The 20616-nt window shown below is 67.9% G+C and carries 17 protein-coding genes and 2 tRNA genes; 9 read left to right on the forward strand and 10 right to left on the reverse strand.

Annotated features, from left to right (window positions below):
* Positions 1-4: 4 nt before the first annotated feature.
* A complete protein-coding gene (locus D6T63_RS07985) occupies positions 5-331 on the reverse strand; it encodes a DUF2516 family protein (protein ID WP_120148504.1) in 327 nt (108 codons plus the stop codon).
* Positions 332-425: 94 nt separating this feature from the next.
* On the reverse strand, positions 426-1610 hold the full coding sequence (locus tag D6T63_RS07990) for a trans-sulfuration enzyme family protein (protein ID WP_120148505.1): 1185 nt from the start codon (positions 1608-1610) through the stop codon (positions 426-428).
* Positions 1611-1693: 83 nt separating this feature from the next.
* Here D6T63_RS07990 and tmk point away from each other — a divergent pair, with 83 nt between their 5' ends.
* From tmk to D6T63_RS08010, 4 genes are all read left to right on the forward strand, one after another.
* A complete protein-coding gene (tmk, locus tag D6T63_RS07995) occupies positions 1694-2341 on the forward strand; it encodes a dTMP kinase (RefSeq protein WP_120148506.1) in 648 nt (215 codons plus the stop codon).
* Positions 2338-3531: a DNA polymerase III subunit delta' gene (locus D6T63_RS08000; RefSeq protein ID WP_120148507.1), complete on the forward strand. Its 1194-nt coding sequence runs from the start codon at positions 2338-2340 to the stop codon at positions 3529-3531. The genes tmk and D6T63_RS08000 overlap by 4 nt, the downstream gene beginning before the upstream one ends.
* Positions 3528-5111, forward strand: a complete 1584-nt coding sequence (locus tag D6T63_RS08005) for an alpha/beta hydrolase (RefSeq protein WP_120148508.1) — start codon at positions 3528-3530, stop codon at positions 5109-5111. Before D6T63_RS08000 ends, D6T63_RS08005 begins: the two co-directional genes overlap by 4 nt.
* A 200-nt stretch (positions 5112-5311) precedes the next feature.
* Positions 5312-5384, forward strand: a tRNA-Thr gene (locus D6T63_RS08010).
* 172 nt (positions 5385-5556) lie between these two features.
* Here the strand turns inward: D6T63_RS08010 and D6T63_RS08015 are convergent.
* Positions 5557-5799, reverse strand: coding sequence for a hypothetical protein (locus D6T63_RS08015; RefSeq protein ID WP_026548814.1), 243 nt, complete (start codon positions 5797-5799; stop codon positions 5557-5559).
* A 213-nt stretch (positions 5800-6012) separates the two neighbouring features.
* Entirely contained in the window at positions 6013-6852 is an 840-nt protein-coding gene (locus tag D6T63_RS08020) for an aldo/keto reductase (RefSeq protein WP_120148509.1), read from the reverse strand.
* Between the two features lie 122 nt (positions 6853-6974).
* Here D6T63_RS08020 and D6T63_RS08025 point away from each other — a divergent pair, with 122 nt between their 5' ends.
* Positions 6975-8543: a hypothetical protein gene (locus tag D6T63_RS08025; protein WP_120148510.1), complete on the forward strand. Its 1569-nt coding sequence runs from the start codon at positions 6975-6977 to the stop codon at positions 8541-8543.
* A gap of 18 nt (positions 8544-8561) precedes the next feature.
* Here the strand turns inward: D6T63_RS08025 and D6T63_RS08030 are convergent, their stop codons facing one another.
* The 5 genes from D6T63_RS08030 to D6T63_RS08050 all read right to left on the reverse strand — a co-directional run bounded on the left by D6T63_RS08030 (position 8562) and on the right by D6T63_RS08050 (position 12714).
* The gene (locus tag D6T63_RS08030; protein ID WP_120148511.1) at positions 8562-9017 is read right to left on the reverse strand and encodes a hypothetical protein; all 456 of its coding nucleotides are present in this window, start codon (positions 9015-9017) and stop codon (positions 8562-8564) included.
* A gap of 5 nt (positions 9018-9022) precedes the next feature.
* Complete coding sequence (locus tag D6T63_RS08035) at positions 9023-9625, reverse strand: bacterial proteasome activator family protein (protein ID WP_120148512.1); 603 nt, start codon at positions 9623-9625, stop codon at positions 9023-9025.
* Between the two features lie 206 nt (positions 9626-9831).
* Positions 9832-10041, reverse strand: coding sequence for a YbdD/YjiX family protein (locus D6T63_RS08040; RefSeq protein ID WP_407923722.1), 210 nt, complete (start codon positions 10039-10041; stop codon positions 9832-9834).
* On the reverse strand, positions 10041-12317 hold the full coding sequence (locus D6T63_RS08045) for a carbon starvation CstA family protein (RefSeq protein ID WP_120148513.1): 2277 nt from the start codon (positions 12315-12317) through the stop codon (positions 10041-10043). Before D6T63_RS08045 ends, D6T63_RS08040 begins: the two co-directional genes overlap by 1 nt.
* A 145-nt stretch (positions 12318-12462) precedes the next feature.
* Entirely contained in the window at positions 12463-12714 is a 252-nt protein-coding gene (locus D6T63_RS08050) for a hypothetical protein (protein ID WP_120148514.1), read from the reverse strand.
* Between the two features lie 111 nt (positions 12715-12825).
* On the opposite strand from D6T63_RS08050, the gene D6T63_RS08055 reads away from it, so the two are divergent.
* A complete protein-coding gene (locus D6T63_RS08055; RefSeq protein ID WP_235830633.1) occupies positions 12826-13920 on the forward strand; it encodes an FUSC family protein in 1095 nt (364 codons plus the stop codon).
* On the opposite strand, the gene D6T63_RS08060 is transcribed toward D6T63_RS08055, so the two are convergent.
* Positions 13917-14891: an NAD(P)H-quinone oxidoreductase gene (locus tag D6T63_RS08060; protein ID WP_120148515.1), complete on the reverse strand. Its 975-nt coding sequence runs from the start codon at positions 14889-14891 to the stop codon at positions 13917-13919. The genes D6T63_RS08055 and D6T63_RS08060 overlap by 4 nt on opposite strands.
* 62 nt (positions 14892-14953) lie before the next feature.
* On the opposite strand from D6T63_RS08060, the gene D6T63_RS08065 reads away from it, so the two are divergent.
* From D6T63_RS08065 to D6T63_RS08075, 3 genes are all read left to right on the forward strand, one after another.
* Positions 14954-15041, forward strand: a tRNA-Ser gene (locus D6T63_RS08065).
* 246 nt (positions 15042-15287) lie between these two features.
* A complete protein-coding gene (locus tag D6T63_RS08070) occupies positions 15288-15797 on the forward strand; it encodes a septum formation family protein (protein ID WP_147394322.1) in 510 nt (169 codons plus the stop codon).
* A gap of 219 nt (positions 15798-16016) precedes the next feature.
* Positions 16017-20513, forward strand: a complete 4497-nt coding sequence (locus tag D6T63_RS08075; RefSeq protein ID WP_120148916.1) for an ExeM/NucH family extracellular endonuclease — start codon at positions 16017-16019, stop codon at positions 20511-20513.
* Positions 20514-20616: the final 103 nt, after the last annotated feature.

Raw genomic sequence — 20616 nt, forward strand, 5'->3', positions numbered from 1 at the left:
GTTCCTACCAGGGACCGTAGGGCCCGGAGGTGCCGCCGCGACCCGAGGTCTGGCTGACGGCGGGCTTCACATCGGCCAGGTATACGCAGGCCGCGACGATCGCGATGATCTGGAACAGGTTGAAGCCTCCGCCGCCGAAGGCGGATAGCAGACCGACCACGACGGCGCCGCCCGTGAGGGCGAGCCAGAAGCCCTTGGTCCGCTTGAACGCGGCCTCGAACGCCGTGCCCGGATGGCGCACGCAGTCGATGAAGGCCCATACCTCGATACCCAGGGCTACGAAGCCGAGCGCGAAGTACAGGTAGTACTGAATTGCGTAAACGAGAGCCACGGGTCCAGCTTAGCGGGCCTGCTCGCAGCGGCGCACCGGTGATACCAGCCGCCCGGCGGGACGGGCGGCGAGGCGTACCAGCGCTTCCAGGGATTCAGAGCCCGCCGTCGCGCGGGCCGGCTGCGACGCGGAGTGCCTGGTCGAGGTCCGCCCAGAGATCGTCGGGGTTCTCGATGCCGACGGACAGGCGGACGAGAGCCTCGGGGACGGTCGTCGGCTCGGCCGGCTGGCGCCGTCGTCGCTCGACCAGCGACTCGACGCCGCCGAGGGATGTGGCGGGAAGCCAGAGCCGGACGGCCGCGACCAGGGCGTCCGCCGTCGCGACGTCGTCGAGCTCGATGCTGACAATTCCTCCGAAGCCGTTGAACTGGGCCGCGGCACGTTCGTGACCCGGGTCCGATGCGAGGCCCGGATAACGCACGCGGCGGACGGCCGGGTGATCGACCAGACGGTGGGCGAGCGCCGCGGCGGTCGCCTGACTGCGGTCCATACGGAGGGCGAGCGTCCGCAATCCGCGGAGCGCGAGCCACACCTCGAACGGTCCGGCGATAGCACCGTGCAGAGTACGGTGCGCGAGGAGCCTGTCCCGGAGCGTGGCGTCCGAGGTGACGAGGGCCCCGAGGACGACGTCGGAGTGGCCCGCCAGCCACTTGGTGACGGAGTGCAGGACGACGTCGACCCCGGCGTCCAGCGGCCGGTGGACCATGGGGGTGTTGAAGGTGTTGTCGGCGACGACGACCGCGCCCATTGCGTGCGCGGCGTCCGTCAGGACGGACAGCTCGGCGACCTCGAGCATCGGGTTGGTGGGACTTTCGAGCCAGAGCATCACCTGCCCGGCGTCGAACCTGGCGGTGAGTGCCTCGAGTTCCGCGAGGACGGCGTCCGTATCGGCGATGTCCACGGTGCGCAGTTCGAAGCGACCCTGGGCGGCGAGGTCCCCCGCAAGGCTGATGGAACCGGCGTAGGCGTGGCGCGGCATGACCACCGCGCCCCCGGTGGGGATCAGGGACAGTGCGGCCGCGGCCGCCCCGAGCCCGGACGCGAAGACGAGCGCCGGCAGCGTCGCATTCTCGAGGGCGCCGAGCGCTTCCTCGAAGGGGTCCCAGGTGGGATTCGAACCACGGGCGTAGATACGGTCGCCGGCCTCCGGCGCGCGGGTCTCGTGGTAGGTCGTCGTGAGGACGATCGGCACATTGACGGGAGCATCGTGCTCCCTGGGCGGGCGTCCTGCCGCGACGGTGAGGGTGTCCGGGGCGAGGTCGGGGTGCTCGAGTGCCATGCCCAGAGCCTAGCGCCGGGGAGTCTTCTCCCCGGCAACTGTTACTGGGAGCAATGGTCACCGCCACTCGGTAGGCTTGGCGCGTGACCTATCCCCTCCCGCACGGGCTTCCCGGGCTGTTCATCGCGCTCGAGGGCGGTGACGGCGCCGGCAAGTCCACCCAGGCCGGCCTGCTGTGCCGGGCCCTCGAGGAGGGCGGCCGCACCGTGGTCCGTACGCGCGAACCAGGCGGCACCCCGATCGGCGAGAAGCTGAGGTCCCTCGTACTGGAGCACGGGCACGGTGATATCGATGCCCGGACCGAGGCGCTGATCTTCGCGGCCTCCCGCGCCGCGCACGTGCAGCAGGTGATCGCGCCCGCACTGAGGCGCGGCGACGTCGTCGTCTGCGACCGGTACATCGACTCGTCGGTCGCCTACCAGGGAGCGGGCCGCAACCTCGGGCCGAGGGCCGTCCTCGACGTCAACCTGTGGGCCACCGATGGGCTCCTGCCCGACCTCACGGTGCTTCTCGACGTCGACCCTGCCGAGGGCCGCAGCCGCCGCACCGCCGGAGCGGCCGTGGAGGACCGCCTCGAATCCGAGCCCGATGATTTCCACGCGAGCATCCGGGACGCGTTCCTCGATCTCGCACGCGAGGAGCCCGAGCGCTACCTCGTCCTGTCCGCGGCCGGGACGCCCGAGGATCTGCATGTCGCCATCCTCGGAGCCCTCCCCCGGGTCTCCGCGTGAGTACGACGACACCCAGCCTCCCGTCAACCGGCGTCTGGGCAGACCTGCGCGGGCAGGAGCAGGTGGTGGAGCAGTTGCGCCGAGCCGCGGAATCCGGCGCCCCGACTCACGCGTGGCTCTTCACGGGCCCGCCCGGCTCCGGCCGGTCCAACGCCGCACGCGCCTTCGCGGCGGCACTCCTCTGCGAGCGTGTATCCCTGAGCGAACGGGGGTGCGGAGCGTGCAAGGCGTGCCGAACGGTCCTCTCGGGAGTCCACGCGGACCTCACCAACGTCACGACGGAGAAAGTGACCATCAGCATCGACGAGGCACGCGAGCTCGTCCGGAAGGCGCAGGACAAGCCGTCAACGGGCCGCTGGCGGATCATCATCGTCGAGGACGCCGACCGCATGCAGGAGCGCAGTACCAATGTGCTCCTCAAAGCCATCGAAGAACCCCCGCCCCGTACCATCTGGCTGCTGTGCGCGCCCAGTCCGGGCGATGTGCTCGTGACCATCCGCTCCCGCTGCCGGTCGGTGGGCCTCAGGCTGCCGCCGGTCCGGGACGTCGCCGAGTTGCTCGTGGCACGCGACGGGATCGACCCGGTGACGGCGGAGGCGGCAGCGCGGGCGGCACAGAGCCACATCGGAATCGCGAAGAGGCTCGCCACCGACGACGGCGCCCGCGAACGCCGGAACCAGATCGTCCGGCTGCCGCTGACGCTGCACTCGGTTTCGGGCGCGATGCGCGCAGCCGCCGACCTCGTCAAGCTCGCCGAAGCGGAGGCCCAGAGCTCCTTCGAGCAACGAGACGCCGAGGAGAGGGCCGCGCTTCTGGCGACCCTCGGCGCACCCGAGACCGGGACGCTGCCGCCGTCCCTGCGCGCCCAGATCAGGCGGCTGGAGGAGGACCAGACGCGACGGGCAAAGCGCTCGAAGAACGACTACTTCGACCGTGCCCTGACCGATCTCATCTCCTTCTACCGTGACGTGCTGATGCTCCAGGTCGCCAGCGGCCAGGCACTCGTGAACGAGCCGCTGCGACCCGAGCTCGAGGAATTCGCGCAACGCGAGTCCGCCGAGGACACCCTCCTCCGACTCGGGACGATCAACGAAGTCCGCACGCGGCTCGTCAGCACCAACGTGTCACCCCTTCTCGCCATCGAAGCGATGACGGTGAGCCTCCTGTCCCGGAAGGACCTCGACCGATGACCAGCGGACTGCCCGATTCCACCCGACCCCGGCCACGCCGTCGATCCCTGGCTCTCCTCGCCGGGTCCGCCGCCGTCGTGCTGGGCCTGACGGGGTGCACGCTGCTCCCTCCCGCCGATCCCTCGAACCAGAGCGCCACGGGTGTCGAGACAGCCGATCCTGCCGCCGTGGGCGACGTGGACGAGGATCTGCGCAGCTTCTACGAGCAGGAGGTGCAGTGGGAGGACTGCGAGGAGGATTTCTCCTGCGCGACCATCGACGTGCCGCTGAACTACGGCGACCCGGGGCGTGGCGACATCGAGATCGCAGCCATCCGCGTGGACGCCACGAGCGAGGCGAAGGGCACCATCCTGATCAACCCGGGCGGGCCCGGTGCTTCTGGATTCAACATCGTGAAGGATTCCCTCGACTACGTCACGAGTGAGCGCCTGCGCGAGGACTACGACGTCCTCGGCTTCGACCCCCGGGGGGTCAACCGATCCACCCCGGTGACCTGCTACAACGACGCCGAACAGGACGCGGCGCGCCAGGAGTCCTACCCCGTGGATGCCTCCGAGGAGGAACTGCTCGCGCAGCTCGACGCCGAGGCCCAGGAATACGCGGACCTCTGCGCGGAGCGCACCGGCGAGCTGCTCGGTTTCGTGGACACTGAATCCGCTGCACGCGACATGGACATCCTGCGGGCGCTCGTCAGCGACCCGAAGCTCAACTACCTCGGCTTCTCCTACGGCACCCAGCTCGGTGCCACCTACGCGGATCTGTTCCCCGAGCGGTCCGGCAGGCTGGTCCTCGACGGAGCCATCGACCCGTCATTGGACAATGAGCAGATCACCCTCGGCCAGGCCACCGGATTCGAGAACGCGGTCCGCGCGTACGTGACGGACTGCCAGCAGCGGCAGGACTGCCCCTACACGGGCACGGTCGACGACGGCGTCCGCCAGATCCAGGAGCTGTTCGCCGCGGTGGAGCGCGAGCCGATGACGGCGAAGGACGGGCGGCTCGTGCCGGTCTCCACCTTCGTCCAGGGCTTCATCCTGCCGCTCTACGACAACGGGAACTGGCCTACTCTCACGCAGGCCGTGACCGATGCCCTCGCCGGCGATCCGTCCAGCATGCTCTACCTCGCCGATCTGTCCGCCGAGCGACAGCCGGACGGAACGTACTCCTCGAACTCCACAGCCGCGTTCCTCGCCGTCAATTGCCTCGACTACCCCATGACGAGCGACCCCGGCGAGATGCGGGCGGACGAGCAGGAGCTGATCTCGGCGTCGCCGACCTTCGGCCGGTTCCTGGCCTTCGGTGGCGTGACCTGCGCTCCGTGGGACTACCCGCCCGTTATGGAACCCGCTCCGCTGACTGCGGCGGGTGCTGACCCCATCGTCGTCATCGGCACGACGGGCGACCCCGCGACGCCCTACGAGTGGTCGACCGCACTGGCCGAGCAGCTCGAGTCAGGCGTCCACGTCACCTGGGAGGGCGAGGGCCACACCGCCTACGGCCGGTCCAACGACTGCATCCTGGACCTCGTGGATGCCTACTTCATCGACGGAACGGTCCCCGAGGACGGCGCGCGCTGCTGATCCCACCCGGCTCCTACCCGACGCACCATCCGACGGAAGCCATTGCTGAAGGTGGCACACCGAAGTCACCACGACGCCGGCTCCGACGGCGAGCCGTCCCGATTTGAGGACAGGAACAGCCATTTTGACCGGGAGCCGAACCTACCTATAAAGTTGAGGCTTGTGGATCGGCCCGGGTATCGCCCGAACCGGGAAGCATTGCCTCCTTAGCTCAGTCGGTAGAGCGTCTCACTCGTAATGAGAAGGTCGCCAGTTCGACTCTGGCAGGAGGCTCCGCCAAAGCCCCGGACGGTTCGCCCACCGGGGCTTTCGCCTGCCCGGCATCTTCACGAAGCGGACACCAAGCGACGTGGAAGGCACGCCGGCACCGCAACATGCGGCGGGTCCCCGAAGGCGCCCGCCACGTGCCGCCCAGATCGACGAGCGGTACCGGGCCGGACGGAAATCAGCTGAGTGCCGGACCGGACTCTGCGGACCCCGTCAGTTCACCGAGGAACGCGTGGCACTTCGCGGCACGTTCGGAGTCCTGGGCCATGACCTGCTCGAAGAAGTCCGCGATATCGTCGCGGCCTGCATTGCGGGCGTCACGGACGTACTGGCCGTAGTCGTGGCCGGCTTTCAGTGAGTGGTACTGCAGTGAGATGAGGTCGAATGAGACGTCGTCGAATCCGGTCTCGCCAGTAGCCATGAGGCACCTCCATGCTTGGTAGGAACAGGTGGCTTCAGGCTAGGTCGGGATAATTCGGCGCGGCAACGCGCAATCGGGCTCCCTGAGTGCTCGCCCCCGTGCCAGGAGTCTGTTAGGCGTCGTCGCCCATGCATCCAGGACGAAGGAAAGAGCCGCCCCGGCAGTCCCGGAGCGGCTCTTGTCTGGTCCTGCAGGTCCTACCCGCAGATGTTCCTAGGCGAAGTCGGAGGTCGCCGGGTCTGCACCGATACGACCGGCCGCGCCCTTGTCGAGTCCGTTGATCGCCTCGATGTCCTCGGCCTCGAGCTTCACATCGAGCGACTCCCAGTTCTCGATGATGCGTGACTCCGTGACGGACTTCGGGATCACGACGTTCCCGAGCGCGAGGTGCCAGGCGAGCACGACCTGCGCTGGAGTGGCGTTGCGCTTCTGAGCGATGTCCTGCAGCACTGCGTCATCGAGCAGGCCCTTGCCGGAACCGATGGGTGACCACGATTCGTGGAGGATGCCCTTCTCCGCCTCGAATGCGCGAAGCTCCGTCTGGCTCAGGTAGGGGTGGGTCTCCACCTGGTTGATGACCGGGACCACTCCCGTGGCGTCGATGATCTCGGTGAGGGCCCCGACGGTGAAGTTCGAGACTCCGATGCTCTTCACGCGGCCCTGCTTCTGCAGTTCGATGAACGCCTTCCACGAGTCCAGGTACTTGCCCTGCTTGGGCTGCAGCCAGTGGATCAGGTAGAGGTCGAGGGTCTCGAGACCGAGGCGGTCCATGGAAGCGTCGAACGCCTTGAGCGTGGTGTCGTAGCCCTGGTCGGCGTTCCACAGCTTCGTGGTGATGAACATCTCGTCGTGGCTCAGGCCCGATGCGGCGATAGCGCGACCCACGCCCGCTTCGTTCCCGTAGATCTTTGCGGTGTCGATGTGGCGGTATCCGGCCTTGAAGGCCTTTCCTACGACATCCTCGGCAACATTGTCCTCAACCTGCCACACGCCGTAGCCGAGCTGCGGGATGGTGTGACCGTCGTTGAACGTAAGGTTTGGTGATGTAGTCATACAGGCGGGAACCAACGGTGGTGCCCATTTATTTCTGTTCCCCCTGACAACTATCAGCCTGCGTGGCATTTCCTCCGCTTGGTGGAACGCCGGCGGGCCGACCGGCGGCGGCGAGGTGCGGAATGCGGATTACGGACGGTCCGACACGGAACGCCCTGCATGACGACGCCTACCGTTATGCGTTCCGGCGCTCATTGTCCGCGCGGCTCTCCTCGGTGGCAGCGGTTGACGCGGTCGAAGCAGTCGACGCGGTGTCCACAGGCGACATCAGCGAGCGCACGACGCTCGGGACCGACGCCGCGTCGCGGCACCTCCAGCTGATCGCCGCCGCTCGCGCATCCCTCGAACGCTACCTGCCGCCGTCGCTCCCTCCCCGCATCAGGGGGAACAGCAGCTTGCAGGCGACGCTCGCCGCCCTCCCTCCGAGTGAGCGCGAGTTACTGCTCCTGCGCTACTGGGACAGGCTCGGTGCAGAGGACGCCGGCCGGGCAGCGGGCGAGGACGCCGGGCAGCTCCCCTCCGTCCTCGCGGCCTGCGTTCGCCTGCTTTCGCCTCCAGTGGGATCGCCCGCGGACTTCGTCGTCGTCCTCGAATCGGCCGACCCCGCGCTCTCGGTGACACGGGACGAGCTCGAGCGCAGCCGCCGCGCTCTACCCTCGAGGCCGGGCATCGGCCCTGCGGCGAAGCTCGCCGGAGTTACGTCCTTCGCGCCACAGAAGGAGTTTCCCGACCCCGGCAGGATGCGCGACGACAGCCAGGGACCCGTGCAGGGAGGCCGAAAGCTCCAGGCGATCATCGGCGCCGTGTGCTTGGTTGCCCTCGTGGTGGCCCTGGCAACAGCCCTCATCCCCCGCACGGAACCGGGTCCCGCGGGTGAGCTGGAGCGCCTCTACGAGCTGGCCGACGTCGTCGCCGTCCTGTCCGCGTCCAGCGTCGAACCAACCCTGGTCTCCAACGAAGTGAGGATGCGGCAGAGCGCGTCCGTCATTCAGATCGTCAAGGGCCAGGAGGAAGAGAATCCGCTGATCGTAGATGTCACCGGTCGCAGCACGCTCGAGCGCCCGTACAGCCGGAACTTCTTCCCGCCCCACCAGATCATGTTCCTCACGCGCGGTCAGGACGGCATCCTGGCTCCCATCGAGGGCGAGGGTTCCGTACTCACGCTCAGCGACCTTCGGACACCCGAGGTGACGACGACGGCAGGTGATCCGGTACCGATGCCTGCGGAGCTACGCGCCGCCATCGATGCCCTGCCCGAGGACCAGCTCACGTTGGCCACGAGCGGGCAGGCACCGGGATCGCTCGATGCGGACTCGATCATCGGCATCCGACCGGACGAGGGGCGGGACACCCAGAACCTGCCGGGCGACCTCCTCGGCACCTTCCGGGCGGAGTACGAGGACAACGACGCCTGCTTCATCTTCGACTTCAACGGCCGAACCGTACTCATCCGCTGGCCCGAGGGCTTTTCCGCCTACTACCGGGAGCGAAGCGACGCGGATGGTGATTCCGCAGCGGATGCGCACATCCTGACCGTGCTCAATGAGCGCGGCTACCCCTACGTGGACCACAACCGGCAGACACCGTTCATCCGCGGGGTCCCGACCGGCGAACGCGGCGCATGCCTCGGCCAGGAGCTCGAGGTCTGGGACATCGCGGTGGCCCCTGCAAGCACACTGCTGTTCTACTGACCTGACCGTTCGGTACAGCTAGCGGCCGTCGGGCATCGCCCGCTCGGCTTCCTCCACGTCGTCGGCTACCAGCTGGGCCCGACGCCGGACGTTGTCGACGCCCGACGACGCGATACCCCAGCGTTCGCCGTCGAGCCTGGTCATGGCGGCGGCCTCCGCCGTCGTCGCCAGTGTGTTGCCCGCCCGGGACAGCGCCCGGTGCACCCGCATCAGGGCGCCCGGGATGTCGAGCCCCGTGCTCGGGGCCGACGACTGCGCGCTCACGCAGATGGACCTCACGCGCGGCAGCATGGCACCGAGTTCGTTGGCGATGACCACGAGTTCGTTGTAGACGTCGTCGTCCTCGATGCCCTCGAGGACTTGGTAATAGCGGTCGAGGCCGCGGCGGAATCGGTCATGGGCGCGTCGCCACACACCCGTACCCAGTTCGGCGTCGTCCTTCCGTCCCTGCCGCGCCGCCGCGAAGAATGCCACCTGCGCTACAGGTACTGGCCGGGCCCGTGGCTGTCCAGCGGTGGCGCCGGGGCCTTGCGGGCAGGCAGGGTTCGCTTCGGTTCGCCGTCCGGACCGATGACGACGCCGGGTGCGATGACGGTGCCAGGAGGCAGTTCGCGGAGCTGGAGGCGGGCGGCCAACTGCTGGTTGACCATCTGCTGGGCCGCGAGCGCCGTCTGGATGCCGTGGAAGAGTCCTTCCAGCCACCCGACGAGCTGCGCCTGCGCCACGCGCAGTTCGGCGTCTGTAGGGACTGCCTCGTGGTCGAAGGGCAGGTTGATGCGGTGAAGCTCCTCCACCAGCTCCGGCGCGAGGCCGTCCTCGAGCTCCTTCACGGACCGCTCGTGGATGGCGGCGAGGCGGGTGCGGCCGGCGTCGTCGAGCGGCGCGGTGCGGACCTCCTCCAGCAACTGCTTGAGCATGGTGCCGATACGCATGACCTTGGCGGGTTCGTCGACGAGGTCCGCGAGCGTTACCGGCCGCTGGTCCGCCGACGCCGCGGGAGCGTCGGTAGAGGGCGGGTCAGGAGTAGCCGACGGAGTCCCGGGAGCGGGATCGAAGGGACTGGCTGGCTGCTGTTCCGTCATGACGCTATGCTCCCACAACGCCGGGAGCCGGGCAGGAACCAGTCCGCTCCCGGGCCCTGGAGCCGCTCCAGAACATAACGGGTATCCAGCGCGCCCTGGCAGCGGAGACTTGGTTCTGCCGTGGTTCAGGATGCTCGCCAGCACGACGAAACCCGGCGCTCCTCGCGGGAGCGCCGGGTTTCATGGTGTCAGTCTTAAGGGCGCTGTCAGCAGCAGCGGCCCTCCGGGTTCGCGTCCTGGCGGTCGGTCTTGTCCCGCCAGAACTCGCGCTCGGTCATGGGCAGGCCGCCGGCATGGGTGCGCTCGTGGTGGTCGAGGTACGTCTGGTAGGCGTTCTCCCCCATGACCCCCCTGAACACCCAGGCCAGTTCGCGCATGGTATCGCGAGCGCGGTGGAGGACCTGTGGCACGGCCATCAGTGGCCCGTCCTCGCAGGTCGCTTGCCCGGCTCCAGTGCCGCCCACTGTGCCTCCAGCTCCTTCTCTGCCGGAGAGGCGATGAGACCGGCAGGCGCGAAGGTGCGCGACGGCACCGCAGCGTCCTCGTTCTCCTTGCCGCCGCCGTGCCGGTAGGCCCTGATGGTGGCAAGGATCGCCGTCAGGATGACGATGATCGCGAGCACCACGAAGAAGATGGACAACGTGCCCTGGATGAACGTGTTGCGGACCACGGCCTCCATCGCGGCGACGGTCGTGGCAGTGCCGAAGCTCTCCTCACCGGCGGCCAACGCGTTCTTGAAGGCCGTGTGCTGCGCCCAGTAGCCGATCGCGGGAGTGGACGAGAAGATCTTCTGGAACGACGCCGTGATGGTCACCACCGACGCGAAGGCGAGCGGGAGTGCCGGGATCCACAGGAACCGGAAGAGGCCCTTCTTCGCACAGATCGCCATGCAGACGGCGAGCGCGATAGCCGCGAGCAACTGGTTCGCGATGCCGAAGAGCGGGAAGAGCGTGTTGATGCCGCCGAGCGGATCGGTGACGCCCATGATGAGGATCGCCCCCCAGCCTGCCACCATGATGGCCGTGCAGATCCACGCCCCGGCTCGCCAGGAGGTGTCGCGGAAGCGGGGCACGAAGTTGCCGATGCTGTCCTGCAGCATGAAGCGTGCCACGCGGGTTCCGGCGTCGACTGCGGTGAGGATGAACAGCGCCTCGAACATGATGGCGAAGTGGTACCAGAACGCCATCATCCCGGAGCCCCCGAAGACGCCCTGCATGATCTGGGCGATGCCGACGGCGAGGGTCGGTGCTCCACCCGTGCGGGAGACGATCGACTCCTCACCGACATTGGAGGCCATGGTGCTCAGGGCTTCCTGCGTGAGGTTGACGCCGGTGAGTCCGAGACCGTTGACGAAGGCGACTGCTCCCTCGATGGTGCCACCCGTTGCGGCCGCCGAGGAGTTCATGGCGAAGTAGATGCCGCGATCGATCGACAGGGCCGCGACGAGCGCCATGATGGCGACGAAGGACTCCATGAGCATGCCGCCGTACCCGATGAAGCGGGTCTGGCGTTCTTTCTCGATCATTTTCGGGGTGGTGCCCGAGGCGATCAGCGCATGGAACCCGGAGAGGGCGCCACAGGCGATGGTCACGAAGAGGAAGGGGAACAGGGTGCCCGCGACGACGGGTCCGGTTCCGGACGTCGCGTAGGGGGTGATGGCGGGGACGCTGATCTCCGGGCGGGTGATGACGATCGCGACGGCGAGCATCACGATGGTGCCGATCTTCATGAAGGTGGAGAGGTAGTCGCGCGGTGCGAGCAGGAGCCAGACCGGCAGGATCGCGGCGATGAATCCGTAGATGATGATGCCCCAGGCAATGGTGATGCGGTCCAGCGTGAACAGCTCCACACCCCAGGCCGTCTCGGAGATCCAGCCGCCGCCGATGATGGCGAGCAGCAGGAGGGCGAAGCCGATGAGGGACACCTCGGTGACCCGTCCCGGACGCAGGAAGCGCAGGTACACGCCCATGAAGAGGGCGATCGGGATGGTCATCGAGACGGAGAACACGCCCCACGGGCTCTCTCCGAGGGCGTTCACGACGACGAGCGCCAGGATGGCGACGATGATGATCATGATGGCGAGGGTGGCGATCAGCGCAGCGGTACCGCCGATGACTCCCAGCTCCTCGCGGGCCATCTGGCCGAGGGAACGGCCGCCACGGCGCATCGAGAAGAACATGACGAGGTAGTCCTGGACGGCGCCCGCGAAGATGACGCCGATGATGATCCAGAGCGTTCCGGGCAGGTAGCCCATCTGCGCTGCGAGCACCGGGCCCACGAGCGGTCCGGCTCCTGCGATGGCGGCGAAATGGTGGCCGTAGAGCACACGCCGATCCGTTGCCGCGTAGTCCTTGCCGTCAGCCTTGTACTCGGCGGGAGTCGCGCGCCGGTCATCGGGCTTGAGGAGGTTCCGCTCGATGAACTTCGAGTAGAACCGGTACGCGATGAGGTAGGTACAGACGGCGGCGAAGACGAACCACACGGCGTTGACGGTTTCACCGCGGACGATGGCCAGCATCGTCCATGCGATAGCTCCGAGGAGGGCGATTCCGACCCAGAGTGCGATCCTGGCCGGTGTCCAACGGCGGTCTTCTGCTTCAGCCTGCTGCGCGTCGACGGCGACGGCGGGCAGGTCGGGATCCGTCACCAGCACGTCATCGTGCCGGTGGGACCCGTTCTGCTTCTTACTCATGATGCTCCTCGAGTGCGAGTGTGTGATGCACACGAAGGTAGCAACCTAGTGAGGCCCGCGTCACATGGCAAGCCTGCCAGTCACCAGGATGCGCCGAACGCGCACCGACCTGCGCCGAACGGCCGGGGCTCCGGGTGGCACCCGGTCAGGAACCTGGGTGTTCGCCGTCGGAACCGCCTTCGAGCACAGCGGGAGGTTCGTCGTCGTCGTTCGCATTCATGCCCTCGCTGATGCTCGAGTGCGTCCTCGTGCGACCGTCGGCGGGTTCGTCCGCGTCATCCGTCGGTCCGTTGTCGATGCCGTCGGGCACCTGGTCGCCGAGGTTCTCGGCGAAGCTGTCGGCCGCCTGTGCCAGACCGCCCTCGTGTTCCGCGTGGCCGTGATCCGTGGTGTCCACCGCTGCGCTCCTTCCGTTGTCCGTCCTGCCAGCCTCGCACAGTGCCGCAGTGCTCGAAAGCATGCCGATGATCGTCTGTGACTCCCCGTCGGGGCGCGGACGGGAGTAAGGTTGGTCGGTGGTATTTGGCCACCCGATGCCAGCGGCGCCGTCGATCCCTCCGACCGGGAGCCGCAGTACGTGACCCTCCTCCGCGACCTCGTGAGCATGGCTCCATCCGCCCGCGACCACCACCCCGCGCTTCGCTGCGCCGTCGGCGTGGGCATCCCGCTGCTGGCTGTCCTGCTGTTGGGACGGCTCGACCTCGCGGTGTTCGCGACCTTCGGTGCATTCGCCGGCATCTACGGACGGAACGAACCGCACTGCCGTCGCCTCGCCACCCAGCTGCGCGGCGGCGGCCTCATGCTGGCGGTGGTCCTGGTGGCTGCGCTGACGGCCCGGGCCGACGTCGGGCCGTGGGGCCTGGTCCTGCTTGCAAGCGCGGTCGCCGGGCTCGGCACCTTCCTCGCAGGGCTGTTCCGCCTCCGGCCTGGGGGCTCCCTGTTCCATATCTTCGCCTTCGCGGCGATCGCCTCCGTGCCCGCGCAACCACCCCTGTGGCAGGGGATCACGACGGCGGCGGCAACCGTGGTCATCGCCGTGATCCTCGGGCAGGCCGGGAACCTGTGGCCGAGGTACCGGACGGCATGGCTGCGGCACATTCCGGCCGACCGGATCACCTCCCGGCACATCGCGTCCCTCGCCAGGGAGTCCGGGCTCTATCTCGCCGCCGCCCTCCTGGCAGGGAGCCTGGCCACGCTGCTCGGTATCGGCCACACGTACTGGGCCATGGTCGCCGCGACCGTGCCGCTCGTGGGACAGTCCGCACGGGCGCGCGTGACCAGGGGCCTGCAGCGCATCCTCGGGACGTTCGCCGGTCTGGTCCTGACGGCGCTGATCCTGCTCCCGGACCTTGAAGCCTGGCAGCTCGTTCTCGTGATCGCCGGCGCCCAATTCGCGGCGGAGATGTTCATCCTGCGGCAATACGCCCTCGCCCAGGCCTTCGTGACACCCCTGGCCCTCGTCGCCGCGGAACTGGCGCACCCGACCGACGCAACCGTGCTCCTCGCCGATCGCGCGGTCGAGACCCTGATCGGGGCGTTCGTCGGCATAGCGCTGGTGCTCGCGCTGCATCTGCGGCAACGCGTTTCCAGGGAACCCGTCTAGTCCATCGTCAGCAGGATCTTGCCGGTGTGGGCCCCGGCGTCGAAGTAGGTGTGCGCTTCCACTGCCTGCGCGAGCGGGAAGGTCCGGTCCACGAAGGGGCGGACGGCACCGGACGCGACCAGCGGCCATACCCGGTCCTCGACGGCAGCCAGGATGGCCGCCTTCTCCGCTGAAGGACGACCCCGGAGGGTCGTACCGGCCACACTTGCACGCTTGCCCATGAGCACCCCGAGGTTCAGCTCCGCGGTCGTACCTCCCTGCAGTCCGATGACGACGAGGCGCCCGCCGGTCGCGAGGGACTCGATGTTGCGGGCCAGATATTCCGCGCCGACGACGTCGAGGATCACGTCCGCTCCACGACCGTCCGTTGCGGCCTTCGCCCTCGCGACGAAGTCCTCGTCGCGATAGTTGATCAGGGTGCGCACGCCCAGCGACCGGGCGACGTCGAGCTTCGCCGCCGATCCCGCGGTCACGTGGGGCACGGCGCTGAGGGCAAGGCTCACCTGGATCGCCATGACGCCGATGCCCCCGGACGCGCCATGGATGAGGACGTCGTCGCCCGCCGCGAGTCCGGCCTGCAGCACGAGGTTCGACCACACCGTCGCGGCCGTCTCGGGAAGGCCTGCTGCCTCCACGAGTCCCACACCGTCGGGTGCTCCAACCACCTGCCCGGCAGGCACTGCCACCTGCTCCGCGTAACCTCCGCCGGAGAGAAGCGCGACGACGGCGTCCCCCACGCGGAAGCGTGAGCGACCGGCGTCGGCGACACGACCGGATACCTCGAGGCCCGGAATGTCCGATGCCCCGGCGGGCGGCGGGTAGAGGCCCCGCCGCTGCTGCACGTCGGCCCGGTTCAGTCCTGCCGCGACGACGTCGATGAGGACATCCCCCTCGGCCGGGACGGGGTCCGGAACGTCCTGGACGGAGAGCACCTCCGGCCCGCCGGCACCCCTGATCACCACTGCTCGCATGTCCGCTCCTCCAGCCTGTGGGTATTTGGGCGTCGCCTGCCCTTCGTGAAACACTATCCGCGGGAAGGTTGTCCGAGCGGCCGAAGGAGCTGGTCTTGAAAACCAGTGGGCGGTTACCCCGTCTCAAGGGTTCGAATCCCTTACCTTCCGCTTGGAAAGGGCGGCCCCGCACTGCGGGGCCGCCCTTTCCTTGTCGGTGTACTGGTCCTGCTTCCATCGTGGTGTGGCACGCCGTCGTCCTGTACTGTCCCGAAGAGCAACAACCGTGCCACGGACTCCGTGGCCGACGACGGGGTCTCAATGCGTAGTGGGCACACACGGGGAATGCCCCCACGCCAGACGTGCTCGCCGCGCCGAGACGGCAGCCTCCTCCGCTATGGAGCTGTGTCGGTATCGGTGCTGGCACTCTTTGTCGCCACGGGGTGCGGCCTGCTCTCCTCCAGCGGGCCGGAGGGCGACGCCGGGGACGCCGTCACCGCCGAACCCAAGGCCGAGGCCGTCACCGCCGAACCCGAAGCCGGGGGCGCCGCCACTGCCGAGGCCAGGAGTGACACCACCTCGATCGCCGTCGGTGACTGTATCGACGACCCCGGGATGACGGACGTCTCCGATCTCCCCGTCCTGCCGTGCAGTGAGCCCCACTCCTTCGAGGCCTTCGCGAGCAGCCAGATGCCCGACGGTGACTACCCGGGCGTCGCCGCCGCGAACACTGCGGCCAACGACTTCTGCGCACGGGAATTCTCCACCTTCGTCGGCCTCGAGTACGACGCATCCGTTCTCGAGATACTCGTTTTCTACCCCGTCGAGGAGACATGGACGTCAGCGGGGAATCGCGAAATCCTCTGCTTCGTCGCCGCAGAGAATGAGGCGCAGGTGACCGGAACGCTCAGGGACGCGGGCAAATAGCACCTTTCGTCCGTGGATAACGGCCAGTGGCCCCGATTCTTCCGGGGCCACTGGCTTTTTAGTAACCAGTTGTTAACGATGTTCTGGTTGGCTACTCCGTGCACGGAAATGTCACCTGCGTCACATACGGTGCACATGCCGACGCGCCTACTCATCAGGGGGTCGGCGGGCTTCACTCGCGGCCGCATCGCGGCCATCGTCAAGGAGAAGAACGAACGGATGATCAATTCGTCATGGAAGGGAGCGCTCGGTGCGGCGCTGTCGGTGGGGCTCATCGCCTCACCGATGATCGCACTGCCCGCCGGGGCCGTGGAGACACCACCGGCCACGGCGTCCGTCACGGGAGACGGCGTCATCATCAACGAGGCTTATGTCACGGGCGGCTCCGCCGGAACCCCCTTCGTCAATAAATACATCGAGCTCTACAACCCGACGGATTCCGCGGTGAGCCTGGACGGCTGGTCGCTGCAGTACCGCGCCCCGGCCTCCACCGCCACACCGGGGCCCACCGCGCTCCGAGGCACCATTCCGGCCAAGGGCTATTTCCTGGTCCAGGGCAACTCCAATGGCACGACCGGCGCCGCTCTGCCCACCCCCGACCTCGCGACCAGTTTCACCCCGGGAGCAGGCGGAGGCGTGATCGTCCTGTCGAACCAGGCAGCCAGCGTCGGCGTCCTGCCGATCGGGACGATCGCCGGTACACCCGGTGTCGTCGACGCCCTGGGCTATGGCAACGCGACCGCCTTCGAGGGCGCAGCGGCCACTGCGCCAGGCAGTGGCAGCACGAGGTCCGCCAACCGCACCGGCTTCGCCGACACGGATGACAACCGGGCGGACTTCACGCTCCAGGACCCGACGCCGACCAACAGCGGCGCCACCCCGGGCGGACCAACTCCCACACCTCCCCCCACCCCCACTCCTCCTCCGGCTCCGACCCCGGGTGCCGTCACTCCCATCCGTGACATCCAGGGCACGGGAACAGCCACGCCGGTGTCCGGCGCGACCGTCACCACGCGCGGCAAGGTCACTGCGGCCTACCCCACGGGTGGCTTCGCAGGGTTCTACATCCAAACCCCCGGCAGCTCGGTCGCTGCGGACCAGACGGCGTCGGACGCCCTCTTCGTCTACTCCCCCGCGACAGTGGGATCCGTCGCCGTCGGCGACTACGTCGAGGTCACCGGCGTCGCAGGTGAATTCTTCAACCTGACGCAGCTCACCGTCGCAGCCGGAGGCACCGTCGAACTCACCGAGCCGGCCGAGGAACCGAAGGCGTCCGCCATCGCACTGCCCGCCACCGAGGCTGCGCGCGAGGCGTCCGAGGGCATGCTCTTCCAGCCCGCCGACACCTTCACCGTCGCCGACAACTACACGGTGAACCAGTACGGCGAACTCACTCTGGCCGCAGGCACAGAACGCCTGCTCCAGCCCACCGATGTGGCACGCCCGGGTACCCCGGAAAACGCAGCGGTCATCGCCGACAACGCAGCCCGGAGTATCCGGCTCGACGACGGCGCATCGACCAACTTCTTCAACCAGGCCAACCGCGGCAAGGTCCTTCCCTATCTGACGGCCTCGCAGCCCGTCCGTGTCGGCTACACCGCCGGCTTCACGTCCCCGGTGGTGCTCGACTACCGCAACAGTGCCTGGAAGTTCCAGCCGCTCGCGGAGCTCGACGGAGCCAGCCCGGAGGGCGTGCAGCCCGTGCAGTTCGCGGGCGAACGCCCGGCCGCCCCTCAGCCGGTCGGCGGTGACCTGAAAATCGCATCCTTCAACGTCCTCAACTACTTCCCCACCACCGGCGAGGACCTGGCCGGTTGCACGTACTTCACCGACCGTGCCGGCAACCCGATCACCATCAACGGCGGGTGTGATGCCCGAGGCGCGGCCGACAGGGAGAACTTCGAGCGCCAGGAAGCGAAGATCGTCGCTGCCATCACCGCCCTCGACGCCGATGTCGTCACCCTCATGGAGATCGAGAACTCAGCCAGGTTCGGCAAGGACCGCGATTCCGCCCTCGCCACCCTCGTCGCCGCACTGAACGAGACGTCGCCGGACACCTGGGACTACGTCCGCTCCCCGCAGGCCCTCCCCGCGCTCGCGGACGAGGACTTCATCCGCACGGCCCTGATCTACAAGAAGGCCGTCGCGGAGCCTGTCGGCGAATCCGTCATCCTCAATGACACTGTCGCCTTCTCGAACGCGCGCAAGCCCCTCGCCCAGGCCTTCAAGCCTGTCGGCGGCACAGCAGCGGAGACGTTCCTCGCGATCGTCAACCACTTCAAGTCCAAGGGTTCCGGACCGAGCTCGGGTACGAACGCCGACAGCGGTGACGGCCAGGGTGCCTGGAACGCGGCACGCGTCACCCAGGCCACGGCGCTCGTCGACTTCGCGGATTCCATGAAGGCCTCGGCGAAGACGGACAAGGTCTTCCTGACAGGTGACTTCAACTCGTACACCCAGGAGGACCCCATGCAGGTCCTCTACAACGCGGGCTACGTGAACCAGGGCGAGAAGGACGACAGCTACTCCTACGTCTTCTCCGGACTGAGCGGTTCCCTCGACCACATCCTGGCGTCGACCACAGCTGATGCGACGGTGTCCGGCGTGGACACCTGGAACATCAACTCCGTCGAGTCCGTCGCCCTCGAGTACAGCCGGTTCAACAACAACGTCACCGACTACTACCGCGCCGATCCGTACCGCGCCAGCGACCACGATCCCGTGATCGTCGGGCTCGACCTCGCGGCGGCCGACACCACCGCCGAGCTCAACCTGCTGAACATCAACGACTTCCACGGACGCATCGACGCCAACACTGTCCGCTTCGCCGGAACCGTCGAGAAGCTACGCGCCGAGTTCGGAGAGGACAAGACGGCCTTCCTCTCGGCCGGTGACAATATCGGTGCGTCCCTGTTCGCCTCTGCCCTGCAGGACGACAAGCCGACGATCGACATCCTGAACGCGCTCGAACTGAAGGCCTCGGCCGTGGGTAACCACGAGTTCGATCGTGGTTTCGCGGACCTGACCGGCCGCGTAGCCGAGGCGGCCGATTTCCCCTATCTCGGCGCGAACGTGTACACGAAGGGCACCAGCGAGCCCGCACTCGACGAATACTCCATCCACACGGTCGATGGCATCGACGTCGCCGTTATCGGCGTCGTCACCGAGGAGACCGCCAGCCTCGTCAGCCCGGGCGGCATCGAGAACATCGACTTCGGCGATCCCGTCGAGGCCGTCAATCGCGTTGCCGGCGAGATCGAGGAGCAGGACCTCGCCGACGTCATCGTCGCCGAGTACCACGACGGCGCCGGTGACGGGGTCGTGGAGGGTGCAACGATCGAACAGGAAATCGCCGCCGGCGGATCCTTCGCTCGGATCGTGAACGACACCACGCCCCTCGTGGATGCGATCTTCACCGGCCACACGCACAAGCAGTACGCGTGGGACGCACCCATCCCGGGTGCAGCCGGCGAAACGCGCCCCATCCTTCAGACCGGATCCTACGGTGAGTTCATCGGACAGATCACCCTGACCGTGGATACCGCAACGGGCGACGTCGCGTCCTACACCGCGCGCAACGTCGCACGGACCACGGACGCCGACGCAGCCCTGGTCAGCGCGTTCCCGCGAGTCGCCGAGGTCAAGACCATCGTGGACGCGGCGCTCGCACAGGCGGCCGTCATCGGCAACCAGCCGGTCGGCTCGGTCACGAAGGACATCACGACGGCGTTCACCGGCACCGCGCGGGACGATCGCGCATCCGAATCGACGCTCGGTAACCTCGTGGCCGACTCGCTCCGGGCAAGCCTGTCCCCCGCCGAACGTGGCGGGGCGCAGATCGGCGTCGTCAACCCTGGCGGGCTCCGGAATGAGCTCTACTACGCCCCGGACGGCGTCGTGACCTTCGCCGAGGCCAATGCGGTCCTGCCGTTCGTCAACGACCTCTGGACCACCACCCTCACGGGTGCGGAGTTCAAGGCCATGCTCGAACAGCAGTGGCAGCCCGACGGCAGCTCACGCTCCTTCCTGGCCCTCGGCCTGTCGGACAACGTGAGCGTGACCTACGACTCCGCGCTCGCACGCGGCTCGAGGATCACCTCGGTCCTGATCGACGGCGCACCGCTCGACCCCGCGAAGGATTACCGCATCGGTACCTTCAGCTTCCTGGCACAGGGCGGCGACAACTTCACGGTCTTCCGCGAAGGTGCCGACACCCGTGAGTCGGGCCTCGTGGACCGTGATGCGTGGATCGACTACATCCGGGCCAACAGCCCACTGTCACCTTCGTTCGACCGTCGCAGCGTGCAGGTCCAGGGAGCTCCGACAGCGGTGAAGGCCGGCGCCGCCGTCTCCTTCACGGTGTCGAAGCTGGACCTCACCTCGCTCGGCAGCCCGGTGAACACGACACTCGCGGCGAGCTTCGTGGCACCGGATGGGCGCACCACGCAACTCGGATCGGTTCCGGTCACCAGCGGCAGTGCGACCGTGAACCTGACCATCCCGACGACGGTCAGCGGGCAGGGACGCATCATCCTGACCGCGGCACCGAGCGCGACGACGGTGAACCTACCGGTCACGGTGGAGGCGACCACCCCGACGCAGCCACCAAAGCCGACATGCGTCAAGCCGACTCCGCCGACGCAGCTCTGGAACATCGGCGGCTGGATCCGTTACGCGGTGCAGCTCACGATCTACTACCGCTGCCTCGGCCGCTAGGTCCTCGTAGCCGGGCGGCACAGCCCGGTCGGGTACAAACAGAAGGGATCACCACCGCTCCGGTGGTGGTCCCTTCTGCTGTCGCGGCCAGACGGCCTTCCCG

It is taken from the genome of Arthrobacter cheniae (assembly GCF_003602275.1).
Lineage (GTDB): Bacteria > Actinomycetota > Actinomycetes > Actinomycetales > Micrococcaceae > Arthrobacter_D > Arthrobacter_D cheniae.

Bases quoted from the DNA above. Each gene is read 5' to 3' on its own strand.
- D6T63_RS07990 (WP_120148505.1), bottom strand. From the start codon at position 1,610: ATGGCACTCGAGCACCCCGACCTCGCCCCGGACACCCTCACCGTCGCG.
- D6T63_RS08005 (WP_120148508.1), top strand. From the start codon at position 3,528: ATGACCAGCGGACTGCCCGATTCCACCCGACCCCGGCCACGCCGTCGA.
- D6T63_RS08015 (WP_026548814.1), bottom strand. From the start codon at position 5,799: ATGGCTACTGGCGAGACCGGATTCGACGACGTCTCATTCGACCTCATC.
- D6T63_RS08020 (WP_120148509.1), bottom strand. From the start codon at position 6,852: ATGACTACATCACCAAACCTTACGTTCAACGACGGTCACACCATCCCG.
- D6T63_RS08025 (WP_120148510.1), top strand. From the start codon at position 6,975: ATGCGGATTACGGACGGTCCGACACGGAACGCCCTGCATGACGACGCC.
- D6T63_RS08035 (WP_120148512.1), bottom strand. From the start codon at position 9,625: ATGACGGAACAGCAGCCAGCCAGTCCCTTCGATCCCGCTCCCGGGACT.
- D6T63_RS08040 (WP_407923722.1), bottom strand. From the start codon at position 10,041: ATGGCCGTGCCACAGGTCCTCCACCGCGCTCGCGATACCATGCGCGAA.
- D6T63_RS08045 (WP_120148513.1), bottom strand. From the start codon at position 12,317: ATGAGTAAGAAGCAGAACGGGTCCCACCGGCACGATGACGTGCTGGTG.
- D6T63_RS08060 (WP_120148515.1), bottom strand. From the start codon at position 14,891: ATGCGAGCAGTGGTGATCAGGGGTGCCGGCGGGCCGGAGGTGCTCTCC.
- D6T63_RS08075 (WP_120148916.1), top strand. From the start codon at position 16,017: ATGATCAATTCGTCATGGAAGGGAGCGCTCGGTGCGGCGCTGTCGGTG.